At 59.6% G+C, this 15,680-nt stretch carries 14 protein-coding genes and 1 pseudogene; 7 read left to right on the top strand and 8 right to left on the bottom strand.

The window, feature by feature from the left end:
• From C5B90_RS16355 to C5B90_RS16330, 6 genes and pseudogenes are all read right to left on the bottom strand, one after another.
• Positions 1-151: pseudogene (locus C5B90_RS16355) on the bottom strand (mandelate racemase/muconate lactonizing enzyme family protein); the annotation flags it as partial.
• Between the two features lie 101 nt (positions 152-252).
• Positions 253-1,032 carry an inositol monophosphatase gene (locus tag C5B90_RS16350; RefSeq protein WP_115883017.1) on the bottom strand — a complete coding sequence of 260 codons (780 nt, stop codon included), beginning with the start codon at positions 1,030-1,032 and terminating at the stop codon, positions 253-255.
• A 110-nt stretch (positions 1,033-1,142) separates the two neighbouring features.
• The gene (locus C5B90_RS16345; RefSeq protein ID WP_233512080.1) at positions 1,143-2,198 is read right to left on the bottom strand and encodes an ABC transporter ATP-binding protein; all 1,056 of its coding nucleotides are present in this window, start codon (positions 2,196-2,198) and stop codon (positions 1,143-1,145) included.
• Positions 2,199-2,326: 128 nt separating this feature from the next.
• Positions 2,327-3,160, bottom strand: coding sequence for a carbohydrate ABC transporter permease (locus C5B90_RS16340; protein WP_115883016.1), 834 nt, complete (start codon positions 3,158-3,160; stop codon positions 2,327-2,329).
• Positions 3,157-4,083 (bottom strand): carbohydrate ABC transporter permease, encoded by a 927-nt coding sequence (locus C5B90_RS16335; protein ID WP_115883015.1) that lies wholly within the window; start codon positions 4,081-4,083, stop codon positions 3,157-3,159. The genes C5B90_RS16340 and C5B90_RS16335 overlap by 4 nt, the downstream gene beginning before the upstream one ends.
• 6 nt (positions 4,084-4,089) lie before the next feature.
• Positions 4,090-5,493: an extracellular solute-binding protein gene (locus tag C5B90_RS16330; RefSeq protein WP_115883050.1), complete on the bottom strand. Its 1,404-nt coding sequence runs from the start codon at positions 5,491-5,493 to the stop codon at positions 4,090-4,092.
• Positions 5,494-5,685: 192 nt separating this feature from the next.
• Between C5B90_RS16330 and C5B90_RS16325 the strand changes: the two genes are divergently transcribed.
• Entirely contained in the window at positions 5,686-6,651 is a 966-nt protein-coding gene (locus C5B90_RS16325; protein WP_115883014.1) for a D-2-hydroxyacid dehydrogenase, read from the top strand.
• 113 nt (positions 6,652-6,764) lie between these two features.
• Positions 6,765-7,547 (top strand): IclR family transcriptional regulator, encoded by a 783-nt coding sequence (locus C5B90_RS16320; protein WP_115883013.1) that lies wholly within the window; start codon positions 6,765-6,767, stop codon positions 7,545-7,547.
• Positions 7,548-7,923: 376 nt separating this feature from the next.
• Here the strand turns inward: C5B90_RS16320 and C5B90_RS16315 are convergent, their stop codons facing one another.
• Positions 7,924-8,592 (bottom strand): bifunctional 4-hydroxy-2-oxoglutarate aldolase/2-dehydro-3-deoxy-phosphogluconate aldolase, encoded by a 669-nt coding sequence (locus C5B90_RS16315; protein ID WP_115883012.1) that lies wholly within the window; start codon positions 8,590-8,592, stop codon positions 7,924-7,926.
• A 733-nt stretch (positions 8,593-9,325) separates the two neighbouring features.
• Between C5B90_RS16315 and C5B90_RS16310 the strand changes: the two genes are divergently transcribed.
• A complete protein-coding gene (locus C5B90_RS16310) occupies positions 9,326-10,195 on the top strand; it encodes a fumarylacetoacetate hydrolase family protein (protein WP_115883011.1) in 870 nt (289 codons plus the stop codon).
• Between the two features lie 239 nt (positions 10,196-10,434).
• Here C5B90_RS16310 and C5B90_RS16305 read toward each other — a convergent pair whose 3' ends face one another.
• Complete coding sequence (locus C5B90_RS16305) at positions 10,435-11,577, bottom strand: ABC transporter ATP-binding protein (protein WP_115883010.1); 1,143 nt, start codon at positions 11,575-11,577, stop codon at positions 10,435-10,437.
• Between the two features lie 207 nt (positions 11,578-11,784).
• Between C5B90_RS16305 and C5B90_RS16300 the strand changes: the two genes are divergently transcribed.
• The 4 genes from C5B90_RS16300 (at position 11,785) to C5B90_RS16285 (ending at position 15,678) form a co-directional block, all read left to right on the top strand.
• Entirely contained in the window at positions 11,785-13,164 is a 1,380-nt protein-coding gene (locus C5B90_RS16300) for an ABC transporter substrate-binding protein (RefSeq protein ID WP_115883009.1), read from the top strand.
• Positions 13,165-13,227: 63 nt separating this feature from the next.
• Positions 13,228-14,103, top strand: a complete 876-nt coding sequence (locus C5B90_RS16295; RefSeq protein ID WP_115883049.1) for a carbohydrate ABC transporter permease — start codon at positions 13,228-13,230, stop codon at positions 14,101-14,103.
• Positions 14,096-14,971 (top strand): carbohydrate ABC transporter permease, encoded by an 876-nt coding sequence (locus tag C5B90_RS16290; protein WP_115883008.1) that lies wholly within the window; start codon positions 14,096-14,098, stop codon positions 14,969-14,971. The genes C5B90_RS16295 and C5B90_RS16290 overlap by 8 nt, the downstream gene beginning before the upstream one ends.
• Complete coding sequence (locus C5B90_RS16285) at positions 14,968-15,678, top strand: hypothetical protein (RefSeq protein WP_115883007.1); 711 nt, start codon at positions 14,968-14,970, stop codon at positions 15,676-15,678. The genes C5B90_RS16290 and C5B90_RS16285 overlap by 4 nt, the downstream gene beginning before the upstream one ends.
• Positions 15,679-15,680 lie beyond the last annotated feature (2 nt).

The raw sequence follows: 15,680 nt of genomic DNA, 5'->3' as shown, positions 1-15,680 counted from the left end.
AGTTGCCGTCGACCATCGTCGTCTGCACGTCGGTGATTTCGACGTCGCGGCCGCCGCCGCGCTTGGCCGTCACGCCCATCGTCTCCGCCGACAGCTCTCGCATCGTGTACTCCGCGTTCGGATCGTGCAACTCCGCGTAGTTTACCGGCATATTTACTTCGTACTACGCATGCGTAGTAAGTCCTTCTATCGGCGTGATTTTATGATTTCGTTGCAGACATATTTCAAAAACCCAGCAGCTGACTGGCCCAGTCAGTCAGTCGTCACACGGTCGAGAACTTCGTCGTGCGCCTCGCCGTTGGACGCAACGAGGCCCTCACACCCGGGTACCCATTTGCTACCACGGATGTCCGTCACAGTACCGCCAGCTTGTCTGACCAGGGAAACACCAGCGATAGTGTCCCACGGATTGGGGTCGGGTTGCTCCGAGGCGGCGACGTCTAGCGTTCCACAGGCGACCATCGCTAACGTCACCTGTGCGCAACCCAGCCGGCGCAGGTCCCCAAATTCAATAATAAGCCGCTTGAGGAAGTCGCCGAATTTGGCGTCGTGGTCGGGGCCGTAGCGCAGGATGGGAGCAACGACGAACTCGTCGAGATTAGTCTTTGGACTAACTGTAATCGGATCACCGTTCCGGGTCGCACCATCTAAAGTCGATGCGTAGACGTCACCAAGTGCTGGAGCGACAGTCGCAGCCGCCACAGTCTGGTGGTCTCGGACACTCGCTACCGTCGTCGTCCACAACTGTGAGCCGTGGACGAAGTTGTTTGTCCCATCGATGGGGTCTATGACCCATGCGTTGCCGTCTTCGGGTACGGATTTGCGCTCGTCTTCTTCCTCGCCGACGATGGTCGCGTCAGGAAACGCCTCGCGGATGATCGAGATGGTCTGGCGCTGCGTCTCCGTATCTGCCTTCGTCACGAGATCTAACTTCGACTGTTTCGTGTCGACGGCAAGGTCAGTTCTAAACAGCCCATGTGCGACTTCGGCACCCTCGGTCGCTGCGCGTCTGACGGTTTCGTATCGTGTCATTTCAGATCACACCAGTAGTTGTGATTCAACTTCGATAGACATAGCTGTTGGTGTAGTCACAGAAGGCCCGAAGGGGGAGTGTATTCGGGCGCTGACGTTATCGGTGGGTGTCAGACGATTCGTTCGCCGTGCTCATCGAACAGCCACGCCTCGTCGGTCTCCATGACTACGTGAACCTCATTGTGGTCACGGGAGACCTCCCCCTGCGGCGTCACCGCCGACAGCGACGTATCACCAGAGGTCAGATGGATCGCGTCTCGATCACCGAGCGGTTCGACGACATCGAGCCGAGCGGTGAAGTGTCCTTCGTCGTCGCGGATACTCAGATATTCCGGACGAATCCCATAAACGACAGTTTGGCCGTCCTGTACTGCGGCGGCCTGTTCGTCAGTTGCTGGAATTCGGCAGAAGTCACTCACGAAGGCGACACCAGATGCCGTTCGCTCGGCAGTACACTCCACGAGGTTCGGCGACGGCGATCCAATGAAGTCAGCGACGAACTGGTTCGCTGGCTCGTTATAAATCTCGTAGGGCGTTCCAATCTGTTGGACGTAGCCGTCGTTCATCACGACGATTTTATCGCCGAGCGTCATCGCCTCCTCCTGGTCGTGAGTTACGAACACCATCGCCGTCTCAAGCCGGCGCTGGATCTTCTTCACTTCGACGCGCATGTGATCACGGAGGTTGGCGTCAAGCGCCGAGAACGGCTCGTCGAGGAGGAACGCAGCAGGTTCCATAACCATTGCGCGACCGAGCGAAACGCGCTGTTGTTGGCCACCCGAGAGCGCAGAAGGTTTGCGGTCCAACGTCTCTTCGAGACCGAGTGTCTCAGCCGCCGACTCGACGCGCTCACGCTTTTCGGCTTTGGAGAGGTCTGTTTTCATGTCGAGACCGAACCGGATGTTCTTCCGGACGCTCATGTGGGGGAACAGCGCGATGCTCTGGAAGACGAACGCCAAGTCCCTGTCTTTCGATTTCTGTCCGGTGATGTCCTCGCCGTCGACAACGATTCGGCCCTCATCCGGCTTTTCGAGGCCAGCGATGCAGCGGAGCGTCGTCGTCTTACCGCAACCAGACGGCCCAACAAGGACGACAAACTCCCCACCGTCCATAGAGATGTTCACATCGTCGCAGGCGACGATGTCGCCGCCGTCGAACGTCTTCATGATTCCTTCGAGACGGATGTGGCCGCCCGAACTGTCCGTCTCAGACGGGGCGACGCGATCGGTTGCGTCTGCCGTCTGGGTCGTCTTTTCTGTGGTCGTGTCTTCGAGTGCTGTCATGGTGTTTTGTGTCATACCGTAAATGCGTTTTCTAGGTAGTTGCGCGCGACGAGGTACAGTATCGTCGGTGGCGTACCGATGATGAGCGTTTCAGCCATCAGCTTGCCCCAGTAGACTCGCTCGCCTGAGCCACCTCCGATGGTGCCGTAAAGGACCGGCACCGCCGGAACCGGACCGGTCCCGGTTGTCAGCAGGTTGGCGAACAGGAAGTCGTTCCAGCCGGTGAGGAACGCGAGGAAGCCGACGGCGACGATGCCGGGCGTCGCAAGAGGGAGGATAACCCGCAGGAACGCCGTAAACTGGGTGCAACCGTACACCTGCGCGGCCTCCTCGATGTCCGTCGGAAGCTTCGCGAAGAAGTCCCGGAGAATCCAGATCGCGAACGGTGTCACGAACACCTGGTAAGCGATAATCATCCCCGGGATGGTGTTGTACAGCCCCAAGTCGTTCCAGAGGTCCATGATGGGGATGACGAGCAGGATGTACGGGAACATCATCGCCGAGATGATGGCGTAGAAGCCGGCTCGCTTGCCGTAGAACTCCTTTCGGGCGAAGGCGTATGCACCGGGGATTGAGATTGCCAGCGCGACGATAGTCGTTCCAAGCCCGATGAGGAAACTGTTCACGAGATTATCTCGTAGCTCTTGGAACCCGCTCGTCCACGCCTCGAGCGTCGGGTTCTGTGGGATGATGTGCGGAGCGCCGAAGAACTCGCTCGGGGGCATGAACGACACCGAGAAGATGAATGCCAACACGACGAGGTTGAAAAGGACGAGGAACGAGATGACCCCGTAGGTCGTCGCCTTGAGTGTCACCGCCGTCACGTCGAAGTCGTCGGTGCTCATTGTGGTCCCTCACTCGTCCGCTCGAACTCACGGATGAACACGAAGACGAAGCCGATAGTCATAATCAGCAGGATGACACCGACTGCGTAGGCAACACCCATTCTCCCTTGTCCGTAGGCGAACCGGTACAACAACACCGCCAGTATTGAGGTGTCGTATCCGGGGCCACCGTTCGTCAGTTGTAGGACCTGCGAGATCTTGGTCATGTTCCAGATGATACGGATACTGAGGGCGACGAGAATGGCGCTTTTCAGCTGTGGGAGCGTCACTCTGAGGAACGTCTGGACGCGGCCCGCACCGTACATCCGCGCACTCTCGTACAATTCTTCGGGGATACTCTCGAGACTCGCCGAGATGATGAGGAACATGAACGGCCAAAACGTCCACGTCGTCACGAAGAGGATGACGCCGAGGGACGCGGCGCCGTCGCTTCCCCAGTATATCGTCTCTTCGAGGAGCCCCCACTGCGACAGGTAGCCAAATAGTGGACCGAGGTCTGGTTGGAGCAGGTACGCCCAGATGGTCCCCGTGACGAGTGGCGGGACCGTGTACGAGATGAGGAACACGCCGGTAATGAAGCTCTTGCCGCGGCGAATCTCACGCACCGCGAGCGCTGCCACGAGGGCGACTCCAAGTTGGAGAACCGTCGTGAGCGAGAAGACGAGCGTAGCCCTCAACGAGGTGAAAAACGGTTCCCAGCCGAAGAGGAACAGATAGTTCTCCAGACCGACCCACGTCGGGTCACCGCCGAAGGGCCAGTCGTTGAAGCTCATGTAGAATCCCTGCGCGAACGGGAGCCACATGAGAAGCACCAAGAAGGCGAGGACCGGAAGGATGAGCAGATACGCGAACCAGTTTTCAGAGAGGGTATCGCGGTAGCTCGACGCCCAGTCCTCGAGGTCGAAGCGGTTCTGAGTCGACATCCTTGCTCAGAGCTCTATCTGGTTGCGTATCTGTTCTGCGGCGCGCGTGCAGGCCTCTTCCGGCGAGAGTTCCCCTCGAACCGCCTCCTGGAACAACGGGCCGGCGATGTTGTACTGGATGGCGTTCATCTTCGGATGGCTCGACCAACCGTGTTCCATCCCGTCGACTATCGTTCGCAGGCTTGAGATGTAGTTACTCGCGCCCAGCGCCGGGTCTTCGCTTAGACCGTCCCACACGTCACGTCGGACAGGGAGAGTCGCAAGCGAACGTGGAACCTCAGCTTGAAATTCCGACGAGAGGAGTTTGTTTATCCACTGAATCGCCAGTTCCTCTCGCTGATCCCACACATCCTGCGAGACGCCATCGGGCTTTCGCATGAGCGCGACACACTGGGTGAAGAACTCACCGCGATTCCCCGCCGCACCCTCCCACGAGGGGCCAAACACGATGGTTCCGTCTTGGAGCATCTCCGAGGCTCGACTTCGGAACAGGCCGAGGTCCTTCGTACTGCCTTGATACATACTCACCTTGCCCTGAATGAGCATCTGTGCGACACCCTCGTTGGACGCCGTCGGAGCCTTGTCCGACGAGAGGCCGTGGTTCTGATAGAGGTCGACGTACTGTCTCGTAGCCGTCTTCCAGGCCTCCGAATCGTAGTTCACGTCAGACCAGTCTTTGTTCATATACATCCCGTCGTAGCCACCTTCAGACGCGGCCCAGGTCACGAGTGCCTCGTCCGTCACGTCGCCCTGTGCGCCGTAAATCTGGAAGCCGTAGTCGCCGGGACCTTTCTCCTGTAACTGAGTCGCAATCTCGACGAGGTGGTCGTAGTCTTTCGGTGGGAAATCCTCTTCGATAGAGAGTCCCGCTTCTTCGAAGTGGTCGGCGCGCGCAATGAACGGTGCACCGACTTCCATCCCGACGGGAATCTCATAGAGGTCCCTCTCGAAGCCGCGGTAACAGCTCTGAGAGAGCTCCAGCGCCCATTCGATGTTCGAGAGCGCGTCGTCGTCAAGGCGGTCTCGGTACTCGCTGACTGGTTTCACCCACGAAGGGTCGATGAACTGTCCGTTAAGGGAGTTAGTCGAGTCGTAGATGACCGGTCGATTCCCGTTTTGGATATTGTTCTTCCACTTACCGCCGTTGATGTCGTTCCAACTCGCCCAGTTCATCTTCATCTGGACGTCGTGTTCCTGTTGGAACTCCTCGACGGACGACTTCATCAGGTCCTCTGCGACCTGTGACTGAGAGTGGAAGTACTCCCAGTATTCGAGTGTGTTCCCGCTCTCGCCCGAGCCGCCGGAACCGCTGTTACTCCCGGTGACGCTACTGAGGCACCCTGCGGATGCCGCAACGCCACCAAGTGCCGCTGCTTTGACAAACTGCCGCCTAGTATGGTTGGTAGACATCCCCATCCCTTCGAATGAAGGCACACATTATATAATTTAGGTTCATTAGGAATGTTGCGCCACCGGCTCGTCAATGCGTGGATGCGGTAACATAGTCCTCAAAAGCACCACATATATGCCTCCCTCGGAAGCTATGACCAACCGAGCGCTTGAGCAAACTCTCAGCCCTCGGGGCGAGAGGAAATCACATACATGACCGGAAACCCAGACGTAGTCGTCTTACGGCAAGGAACGCATGGACTCCCAGCGGAAGCGTACGCCGAGGAACTCCGCGAGCGGTTGCCCGACCGCACGGTCACACTCGCACGAACCCCCGCGGAGGAACGCGAACTCATCCGCAACGCGACTATCGCGTCTAGCGTCGAAATCGACGAGGAACTACTGTCGGAAGCGGACAACCTCGAACTGTTCGCCGGGATAGCTGCCGGCTACGGACACTTACCGCTCGACGCGTTCTCCGATATGGGTGTCGCCGTCACGACCGCCTCGGGAATCCACGCACCGAACATCGCCGAACAGGTCGTCGGCTACATCCTCGCGTCCACGCGACGTCTCAAAGAGGGATGGCGCCGCGAGCAGCGCCACGAATGGCGGCACTATCAAGCGGGTGAACTACGCGGGAGTACCGTCACAGTCGTCGGTCTCGGCTCGATCGGGACTGCAGTCGTCGACCGGTTGGCGGGCTTCGATGTGGACACTATCGGCGTAAGGTACACACCCGAGAAAGGCGGCCCCACCGACGAAGTTATCGGCTACAACGATCGCGACTTCCACGATGCGCTCGCCAGGACCGACCACCTCGTCATTGCGTCGCCGCTCACGGAGACCACGCGAGGACTCGTCGGTGTTGCTGAACTGGAGACGCTCCCGCAACACGCGACCGTTACCAACGTTGGCCGTGGACAGATTATCGACACCGACGCACTCGTACGGGCGATTCAGTCGAACGATATCGGCGACGTCTCGCTCGACGTGACAGACCCTGAGCCACTCCCGTCGGACCACCCACTCTGGCAGTTCGAAAACGTGACCATCACGCCGCACAACGCAGGTCACACACCGGCTCATTGGAGCCGACTCGCGGACATCGTCGCGAGAAACGTAGCCGCTCTCGAAGAAGACGACAACGCCGATCTCGAAAATCAGGTCATCCCGTAACCGACGCCGGAGGAGCCGTTACGATTTTAGAGGAAACTCGTTCAACAATATCGAATAGTTGTGTTTTCGAGAATGACCGTACGCTTATTATGCTAGGTTAGAGATTGAACCGTATGGTTAAGAATCGCGGCGAAGACGGGTCGAAAAACAGGATCAATTCTATTGAACGTGCGTTCAACATAGTTGATTTTCTTGAGGCCGAACGAGGCGCGACGGTGACAGAGACCGCTACTGCGCTCGACACCCCAAAAAGTACAGTTCACGTCTACCTGAAGACGCTCGAATCGCTCGACCTCGTCGTCCGTGACGGAGACCGCTATCGGCTGGGGTTCCGGTTCCTGAAGTACGGTGGCGGTGTCCGGAACCGGTCGAGGCTCTACCGAACGGCAAAGCTGGAAGTCGACAAACTCGCACGAGAAACGGGTGAAGTGGCCAACCTCGGTATCGAAGAAAACGGTCTTCGCGTCCTCTTGTACAAGTCCGAGGAAGCGGACGCAATCCACGATAATGCACCCATCGGCGAGTACACCAATATGCATTGGACCGCTCTCGGCAAGGCGATGCTGGCGCACTACTCCCCCGAGCGGGTCGAGGAAATCATCGACCAACACGGACTCCCAGAAGCAAACGAGCACACGATAACCACACGCGAGGAACTCTACGAAGAACTCGAAGAGACGCGAGATCGCGGCTACTCGATAGAGGACCAAGACCGTCGTCAGGGCGTACTCACTATTGGCGTCCCAATCATGGACCAGGGCACGAACGAGGTGATAAGTGCAGTCTCGGTTTCTGGACCGGTAAGCCGCGTCCGTTCTCCTGAGACGATGGCAGAATTGGCCGACGCCGTGAAGAGCACCGCTAACGTCATCGAACTGCGATACGCCCACTACTGAAATCGAATTCGACTTCGAGTACAGATACGTGACAGAAACTGACGATGTTTTTGTTCAACACTATTGAATACTTCTGTGGCTACCGGTTTGATCTAGAACAGACGGTCACGTCGGCCAATCGCTCACTTGGACGAGCGACCACTCATTGGAAACAAATTACGAATCTACGCTTGTAATATTGGTGCGGGAAGACTTCAGACCGAGTCGTTTTCGGGCGACTTCACCGTACTGGCGACGGATCTCGCTACCCCTCAAAGCGTTCCAGACGACTCCACAGAGTCCGAATCACTAATTACGCCGAGTGTCCGCGTTCATCACGGTACAGGTCATCTCGCCGACGTCAACCGCGCCATGGTCACGCAGGACGGCCAGAAAGTTAGCGCGACCCGGCCACGGTCTTACCTGCCCGTGCGGATTCGACAGCCGTTCGGAACGCGCGGGCGTTCGCTTCGATAACGTCGAACTCGCCGCGAGCGATGGCCTCGGTGTCGACAATTGAACTCCCGACGCCGACGGCCGTTGCGCCCGCGTCGAAGAACCCGTCCACGTTGTCCAGTCCGACCCCGCCGGTCGGAACGGTCGGGATGTGGCCGAGCGGGCCGCCGAGCGCCGAGACGAACCCCGGTCCGAGCGTGCCCGCAGGGAACACCTTCACCATGTCAGCACCGGCCTCGAAGGCGTTCACGGCTTCGGTCGGCGTGGCAATACCGACGAGCGAGGGTGCACCGTAGCGGTTCGCTGTTTTGACGACGCCCTCGTCGAACGACGGCGTGACGATGAACTCCGCGCCGGCGAGGGTCGTCGCCCGCGCCGTCTCCGCGTCGAGGACGGTCCCCGCGCCGACGGTGACCTCGTCGGCACCGAACGACGCTGATACGTCCCGAATCATGTCGAGGACACCTTCGGTGTTCGCGGTTATCTCGACCGTCGAAACCCCGCCGCGGCGGAGCGCGTCAACCGTCTCGATCGCCGTTTCGGGGTCGGTCCCGCGGATGATTGCGACGATGCCCGACTCCGTGATTCGCTGGGCGGTGGAAGCGACCATACCCGTAGCAGGACGACCGGCCGCTTAGCCTTCGGGGTTCGAGAGTGTCCTGCAGCAAACACCGTCGGGGGCAGAGGGTAAGCCGCAGCGGCCGCTCTCAGGTGGCGCGTCTCATTCGGGGCACGTAGGGTGGTCCGTCACTCGACCGTCGACAGACAGACACCGATATTCGAGATTGTGTTCCACGGTAGAGAACGTCATTTGAAAGATGGAGTTATCGGTCCTCTATAAGCACTTCACGGACAGTTGTGGGTTCAAACGAGATGTGCATACAATACTATGATTGTAATGTTTTGGTTCAGAAACGAACTCATTCGGACCTGACAAGGAGTCGATCAGCGTGACTTCGGGCGATCTCATTCTGAAATCAAGAATATCAAATCAACCTCTAATCACCGGCGTTTGGCTCGATAAACGGAGCTAACCAATGATATCCAAATACAGACACAGCTAACAGCTCCACGCCATCCGATGAGAAGGGGAGGGTGTATGTACGGTCTAGCACCCCTGGCCGCGTAAACCGTTACGAATATACAACGTAGCTGCATTATTCAGTATTAACCGACACTATCTGCTAGTTCGTTGCAAGGGGTTCCACCGAGTCGACGATTCGGGCCAGCCCTATTCTGTTATTCAGAACACTATCGTTCGTCCCCGGGCTGCGGGGACAACGTGTGGTGCGGGACACCACAGAACATAATTTTATTAGATTTGGTTATAAACCAGGATTCGAATGCATTACCACCAGCTAGCGGTGTCGGGAGAGCGCCGACTCTCGGTGAGCCGCGACTCCACGACGTACGACCTCACGAGCGCCGACGAGGATCTCCGGACCTTTGGGGACTTGGCTCGTGTGGCCGGTATCGCCCGAATACCAATCGACAGACTCGCCGCCGAACTCACAGAAGCCGCCGAGGTAGTCGACGAGGCGTTCGTCGACGAGCACGCGACCGTCCCGGTCGACGCTGAAGAAGTCTGGGCGGCGGGCGTCACCTACCAAATCAGCGAGCAGGCGCGCGAGGAAGAGAGTTCCATGCCGGACATGTACTACGACGTGTACGACGCTGACCGGCCGGAAATCTTCTTCAAGGCCACGCCCTCTCGAACGGTCGAACCCGGCGACGCTATTGGCGTCAGAGACGATTCCGAGTGGGACGTGCCCGAACCGGAACTCGGAATCGTGCTTCGTCGCGGCGAAATCGTCGGCTACACGGTCGGCAACGACGTGAGCAGTCGGTCGATAGAGGGCGAAAACCCGCTGTATCTGCCACAGGCGAAAGTGTACGACCGTTGTTGCTCGCTCGGCCCGTGCGTGGTCACGCCGGAAGACATCGACGACCCCCACGAGTTAGAGATGAGCATGACCATCGAACGCGACGGCGAGGTCGTCTACGACGACGCCACAAACACCAGCGAGATGGTCCGTAGCTGTGAGGAGCTCGTGTCGTACTTCACGCGCCACAACACGGTTCCCGAACTTGCGGTCATCCTCACGGGCACTTCGCTCGTCCCCGAACAGCCGTTCGACCTCCAAGAAGGCGACCGCGTCGACATCACCGTCGAGGGAATCGGCACCCTCTCGAACGGCGTCACCACCGTATGACCTCTACACCCACCGACATCACAAACGAGTTCAGTCTACCGACAAGGTGGACCGACGGAGACCGATAGAGATACCGATGGCGTCGTCGCTCCTCGTCGGAGTCGAACCGTAGTTCCGACTCCGGCCTTCGCCGACGAAGCTCACCGACGCGTCGCTCGCGTCTCGCTCCGCGAAAACACTATCATCGGGTGTCGGCCGTAGCTCTCCGGCGAGTTGACTCGTCGAATTGTACAGGACCGCTATCCGGCCTGTTGTTCAGCCGCCGCCTCTAACGACGGTTCGTCTTGAGCGAGAATGTTGATGCCGTCCGATTGCCGAAAGAGATGCAGCCGCTCCTCGTCGAAGGCGAGCGATAGCTCCTGGTTCGTGTCGGGTTTGACGTCTCCGGGCACGCGGACCCAACACTCCTCGCCCTCGATGTCGAAGTGGAGGTAGTTGTCCGACCCCACCGGCTCGCGGACGTCGAGGAACGCTCGAACCGCGTTGGGCTCGTCGCTGTCTGTGAGGGTGATGTTCTCGGGGCGGATACCGAGCACGAACTCGTCTACCCCGTCGGCGTACTGTTTGATGTGTTCGAGGACCCTCTCGGAGAGGTCGTAACTGAAGCCGTCGGCGACCAACGACGTGCCCGACAGCCGCACTTCGAACTGGTTCATCGGCGGGTTCCCGACGAAGTCGCCCACGAACAGGTTTCGAGGTTCGTTGTATATCTCCTCGGGCGTCCCGATCTGCTGGAGTTCGCCGCCGTCGACGACAGCGATGCGGTCAGACATCGTCATCGCCTCCTCCTGGTCGTGAGTGACGTACACCGTCGTCGTCCCGAGCGTGTCCTGCAACTGCTGGAGTTCCGTCCGCATGTGCAGTCTGAGCTTCGCGTCCAGGTTCGAGAGCGGCTCGTCGAACAGGAAGACGGACGGCTCGCGCACGATGGCGCGGCCCGTGGCGATACGCTGTTGCTGGCCGCCAGAGAGGTTCCCGGGATGCTTGTCAAGTTGGTCCGTGACGCCCATCATCTCCGCCGCCTCCATCACCCGCCGGTTTATCTCGTCATCGGGGAGGTCGGTCGTCAACTGCAACCCGTAGCTCATGTTCTTTCGCGCGGTCATGTGCGGGTACAGCGCGTAGTTCTGAAACACCATTGCGACGTCCCGGTCCTGTGGCTGTACGCCGTTGACGACTCGGTCCCCGATGCGTATCGTCCCCTCTGTGATATCTTCCAGACCCGCAATCATACGGAGCAACGTCGACTTGCCCGAACCCGAGGGACCGACGATAGTCAGAAACTCCCCGTCTTCTATCTCGAAGCTGATGTCGTCGACAGCGACAATATCCGAGTCGCCGCCGTAGACTTTCCGCACGTTTTCGATGCTAACAGTACCCATAGTGCGTGGGTTGCCAAGAGAACTAATAATAGTTGTGGTTACTTCCGGTCAAGGCGACCTCATTCGGGCACGCGAGCGCATTCTGAACGTCAACTCTCCGCGCCGCCACGCCCGACAGACGAACGGGTGGTGTGTCGGGCTTCATCTACCGGCAGAATTAGTCATGGAAAATAGTTTAATCAATACCCCTGCATGTACATACGGCACATGGTTCGAGAAGCTATCACTAGCAGGACCCGTCGGAAGTTCATCAAATCAGCCGGAGTCGCGGGGACCGTCGCCCTCGCAGGCTGTGCCGGTAACGGCGATAACAGCGGCAACAACGACGGTGGTGGCGGCGACAGCACCAACACCGATGGCGGCAGTTCCGGTGACACGCGGAGCGAGTCCTACGAAATCACCTTCTGGGAGCTGTTCAGCGGTGGCGAAGGGCCGATTATGGAGAGCATCGTCAACAAGTTCAACGAGGAACAGCCGCTCGACACGGACGCGGAGGTGACCATCAACCGACAACGAACGCCGTGGAACGAGTACTACAACAAGCTGTTCACCGCCCTCTCCGGCGGCGAAGCGCCCGATATGGCGATCATGCACGCCGCGTACCTGCGAGCGTGGGACGGCGGTATCGACGCCATCGGTTCCTACGCCGACACGGCGTCGATTAAGAGCGATTACACTGCAAGCCACTGGGACCTCGTCACCGTCAACGACAACGTGAACGCGCTGCCGATGGACATGCATCCCATCGGAGTGTACTACAACAAGGACCTGTTCGAGCAGGCTGGCTTGGACCCCGAGAGCCCGCCGACGAACTGGGAGGAATTCCGTCAAGCGGGTGACGCAGTCGTCCAGAACACCGACGCCCACGCGTTCACGCAGTCGCCGTACAACGACGGCTTCGGTTCGTACCGCGTGTGGAGTAGCTGGGTCAAACAGCAGGGCGGGAGCCTGTACGACGAGGAGTGGAACCCGACGTTCGACAACGAGGCCGGCCAGAACGTCGCCCAACTGTTCTCCGACATGACCGGCGATATGGGGTGGTCGAAGCCCACGAGCGAGGCCAACTGGGGGAACAACGCCTTCCAGAACGGCTCGTGTGCGATGGCGATGAACGGAACGTGGTACGTGGCAGCCTTAGCGAACGTCGACGGGCTCAACTGGGGCTTCTTCGAACCGACGGTCGGTCCGAACAAACAACAGGACAAGGTCTGGGCCGACGGCCACTCTATCGTCCTCCCGAAGAAGCAGGGCCGAAGCGACGCCAAGTCTGAGATTGCCGCCGAGGTCGCCCACTGGATGACCACGCAGAACCCCTCGTGGGGTGCCGAAGCCGGTCACCTGCCCGCCGCGAACAGCATCTACGAGTCCGACGCCTTCCAGAACAGTCCGTACTACGACAAGACGCTCAACAAGTACGTCGAGATGGCCGAAGACGGTGACTACTTCTACCACCCGAAGGTCCCGAACGGTGACCCGAACGCGCAGAACTGGTACACGTGGCTCGTCGACATCTGGGCGCAGAACTCTGAGCCGCAGGAAGCTATCGATTCCGGAATCCAGACGGTCTCTAACGGCATCTCGGAGTAATCGAAGATGGGGATAACAGAACGCATTATGGGAGGTGAGAACGCGACGAACAGCAAGACAGTTATGGGTCTCCGCAAGGAGACCATCGAGGGCGTCCTGTGGTCGATTCCGTACCTCGCCGTGTTCACGGTGTTCCTCATCTGGCCGGCCCTGAAGGGGCTCTACATGAGCCTCCACACGTACCCGAACAAGTTCGACCTCACCGAGACGGAGTGGGTCGGCCTCCAGAACTACGTGGAACTGTTCCAGGACCCGGTGTTTTACAACGCCATGGAGGGCACGCTCCTCTTCGTCGCTATCTCGGTTCCAGCGCTGGTCATCCTCGGGTTGATAATGGCGCTCGGCGTGAACCGAGACGTGGCCGGGAAACGTACCCTTCGGGCCATCTACTTCAGTCCGTACGTCCTCACCGTCGCGGTCGTGACGTTGGTCTGGGGACAGGTGTACTCCCAGAGCTACGGCCTCATAAATTACTACCTTGGGTTCTTCATCGACAACCCGCCGGGATGGCTCACGTCGCCGGACCTCGTCATGGCGGCGCTCGCGTTCATGACCGTCTGGTGGCTGGTCGGGTTCAACTTCGTCATCTTCCTGGCGGCCCGACAGAGCATCCCTGAACGGCTCTACGAGGCCGCACGCCTCGACGGTGCGACCGGCTGGCGAGCCTTCAAGGATATCACGCTGCCCCAGATGCGAAACTCGGTCGTGTTCGTGGTGATGGTGCAGTTCATCCTCCAGTTCCAGGTGTTCGCACAGCCGTACGTGATGACGCAGGGCGGCCCGAAGGACACCTCGGACACGCTCGTCTACTATCTCTACCGGAGCGCCTTCTCCCAACAGCAGTTCGGCTACGGCGCGGCGATGGGGTACGTGCTGGTCGCAATCCTCATCATCATCGCAATCGTGAACTTCAAAGTAATCGGTGATTCAAATGACTGAAACGACATCACAGGACTCGATACGCGCGCGGCTCAACGGCGACACGGTGCGGAACGTGTTGCTCCACGCGTTCCTCTACGGCCTCGCCGTTCTCATGGCGGTCCCGTACCTGTACACGCTCTCTCGGTCCTTCCAGCCGACCGAGCTGTTGCGCGACCCGCGACCCTACTGGATACCGCCGCTCGCGGGCGAGCCGATAACGCTCGAACACTACCAGTACCTCCTGAACAACACGCTCGTCGTGGAGTGGACCATCAACACCTTCATCATCGCCGCCGGCGCGACGCTGCTCATCGTCGTCATCGACTCGATGGTCGCGTTCTCGCTTACGCGACTTGACTGGCCCGGACAGGGTCTGGTCATGGGGGTTATCCTCGCGAGCTTCATGGTCCCGTACTACATGAACATCGTTCCGCTGTACCAGATCGTCTCGGACCTCGGCCTCATCAACTCCTACTGGGGTGTGATACTGCCGGCCGTGGCCAGTCCGCTCGGCGTGTTCCTCCTCTATCAGTTCTTCAAGGACATCCCGGTCGAATACGAGGAGGCGGCGAGGCTCGACGGGTTCACCACCTTCCAGGTGTACACCCGAATCATCCTCCCGCTCGCGAAGCCGATCCTCTCGGCGCTGGCGCTGTTCATGTTCGTCTACAACTGGAACGCGTTCCTCTGGCCGCTTCTCGTGCTGTCGAACGAGACGGCGTACACGCTGCCCATCGGACTGGTGAACCTCTATCAGGGGAACATCGACACGCCCGGACTCCACATGGCCGTCGCGATTCTGGGGTCCTTGCCGCTGTTCATCATCTACCTCATCTTCCAGGGACAGATCGTACGAGCAGTGCAGATGCAGGGCGCGACGGGATGAGCGAGTCAGCGGACGGCACCGTCGGCGTCCACCGCGCGCTCGTCGCCGCGGTCCGAACGGTGTTCCATCACCCCGTTCAGATGGTCGTCATCAGCGTCGCCTGGATGCTCGCATCGATTCCCCTGGTCACGCTCGGCCCGGCGACGTTGGGCGTCTACAGCGCCGTCGCCTCCGTCCGCGAACAGGGTCACACCGACCGCGACGCCGTCAGGGAGACGCTTTCGGACCACTGGCTCGACGCGCTCCTCTTCAGCGGGCTTCTGGTCGCGTTCCCGGCCCTCGCCGTCTTCTACCTCGGCCGGTTCACGGCCTCCGGGTCGGCGTTCGCGGGCGTCCTCGGGATGGTCGGGTTTTATCTCGCGTACCATGCGTGGGTCGTCTTCGCGCTGGGCTTCGTCGCGCTCGCACAGGGCGACGACGCGTTCGACGCCGTCACCGACGGCTACCGGTGGTCCGTCGAGCGGCCGGTGGCGACGGTGCTGGTCGGTGTCGTGACCGCGACGCTGTTCGTCGTGTGTTTGGTCTTGACGGTCGCACTCCCGCTGGTGTTTCCCGCGCTCGTGGCCGCGTTCCACACGGAACTGGCCGCCCAGACGCGCGACCGAGAAGAGGAGACGGCGGACGCAGCGGACTCGACCGCTCCGACCGACCGCCCAGTCTCCGGTGAGAGTCTACGAAACGATTTCTCCGCGACGTTTCGACGGTGACG

The sequence above is a fragment of the Haloferax sp. Atlit-12N genome, from assembly GCF_003383095.1.
Taxonomy (GTDB): Archaea; Halobacteriota; Halobacteria; order Halobacteriales; family Haloferacaceae; genus Haloferax.
Note: the sequence above shows the minus strand (reverse complement) of the source record. Positions and strands in the feature narration are given on the sequence as shown.

Bases quoted from the DNA above. Each gene is read 5' to 3' on its own strand.
- C5B90_RS16325 (WP_115883014.1), top strand. From the start codon at position 5,686: ATGACCGGAAACCCAGACGTAGTCGTCTTACGGCAAGGAACGCATGGA.
- C5B90_RS16310 (WP_115883011.1), top strand. From the start codon at position 9,326: ATGCATTACCACCAGCTAGCGGTGTCGGGAGAGCGCCGACTCTCGGTG.
- C5B90_RS16350 (WP_115883017.1), bottom strand. From the start codon at position 1,032: ATGACACGATACGAAACCGTCAGACGCGCAGCGACCGAGGGTGCCGAA.
- C5B90_RS16340 (WP_115883016.1), bottom strand. From the start codon at position 3,160: ATGAGCACCGACGACTTCGACGTGACGGCGGTGACACTCAAGGCGACG.
- C5B90_RS16285 (WP_115883007.1), top strand. From the start codon at position 14,968: ATGAGCGAGTCAGCGGACGGCACCGTCGGCGTCCACCGCGCGCTCGTC.
- C5B90_RS16330 (WP_115883050.1), bottom strand. From the start codon at position 5,493: ATGTCTACCAACCATACTAGGCGGCAGTTTGTCAAAGCAGCGGCACTT.
- C5B90_RS16320 (WP_115883013.1), top strand. From the start codon at position 6,765: ATGGTTAAGAATCGCGGCGAAGACGGGTCGAAAAACAGGATCAATTCT.
- C5B90_RS16290 (WP_115883008.1), top strand. From the start codon at position 14,096: ATGACTGAAACGACATCACAGGACTCGATACGCGCGCGGCTCAACGGC.
- C5B90_RS16345 (WP_233512080.1), bottom strand. From the start codon at position 2,198: ATGAAGACGTTCGACGGCGGCGACATCGTCGCCTGCGACGATGTGAAC.
- C5B90_RS16315 (WP_115883012.1), bottom strand. From the start codon at position 8,592: ATGGTCGCTTCCACCGCCCAGCGAATCACGGAGTCGGGCATCGTCGCA.
- C5B90_RS16335 (WP_115883015.1), bottom strand. From the start codon at position 4,083: ATGTCGACTCAGAACCGCTTCGACCTCGAGGACTGGGCGTCGAGCTAC.
- C5B90_RS16300 (WP_115883009.1), top strand. From the start codon at position 11,785: ATGGTTCGAGAAGCTATCACTAGCAGGACCCGTCGGAAGTTCATCAAA.
- C5B90_RS16305 (WP_115883010.1), bottom strand. From the start codon at position 11,577: ATGGGTACTGTTAGCATCGAAAACGTGCGGAAAGTCTACGGCGGCGAC.
- C5B90_RS16295 (WP_115883049.1), top strand. From the start codon at position 13,228: ATGGGTCTCCGCAAGGAGACCATCGAGGGCGTCCTGTGGTCGATTCCG.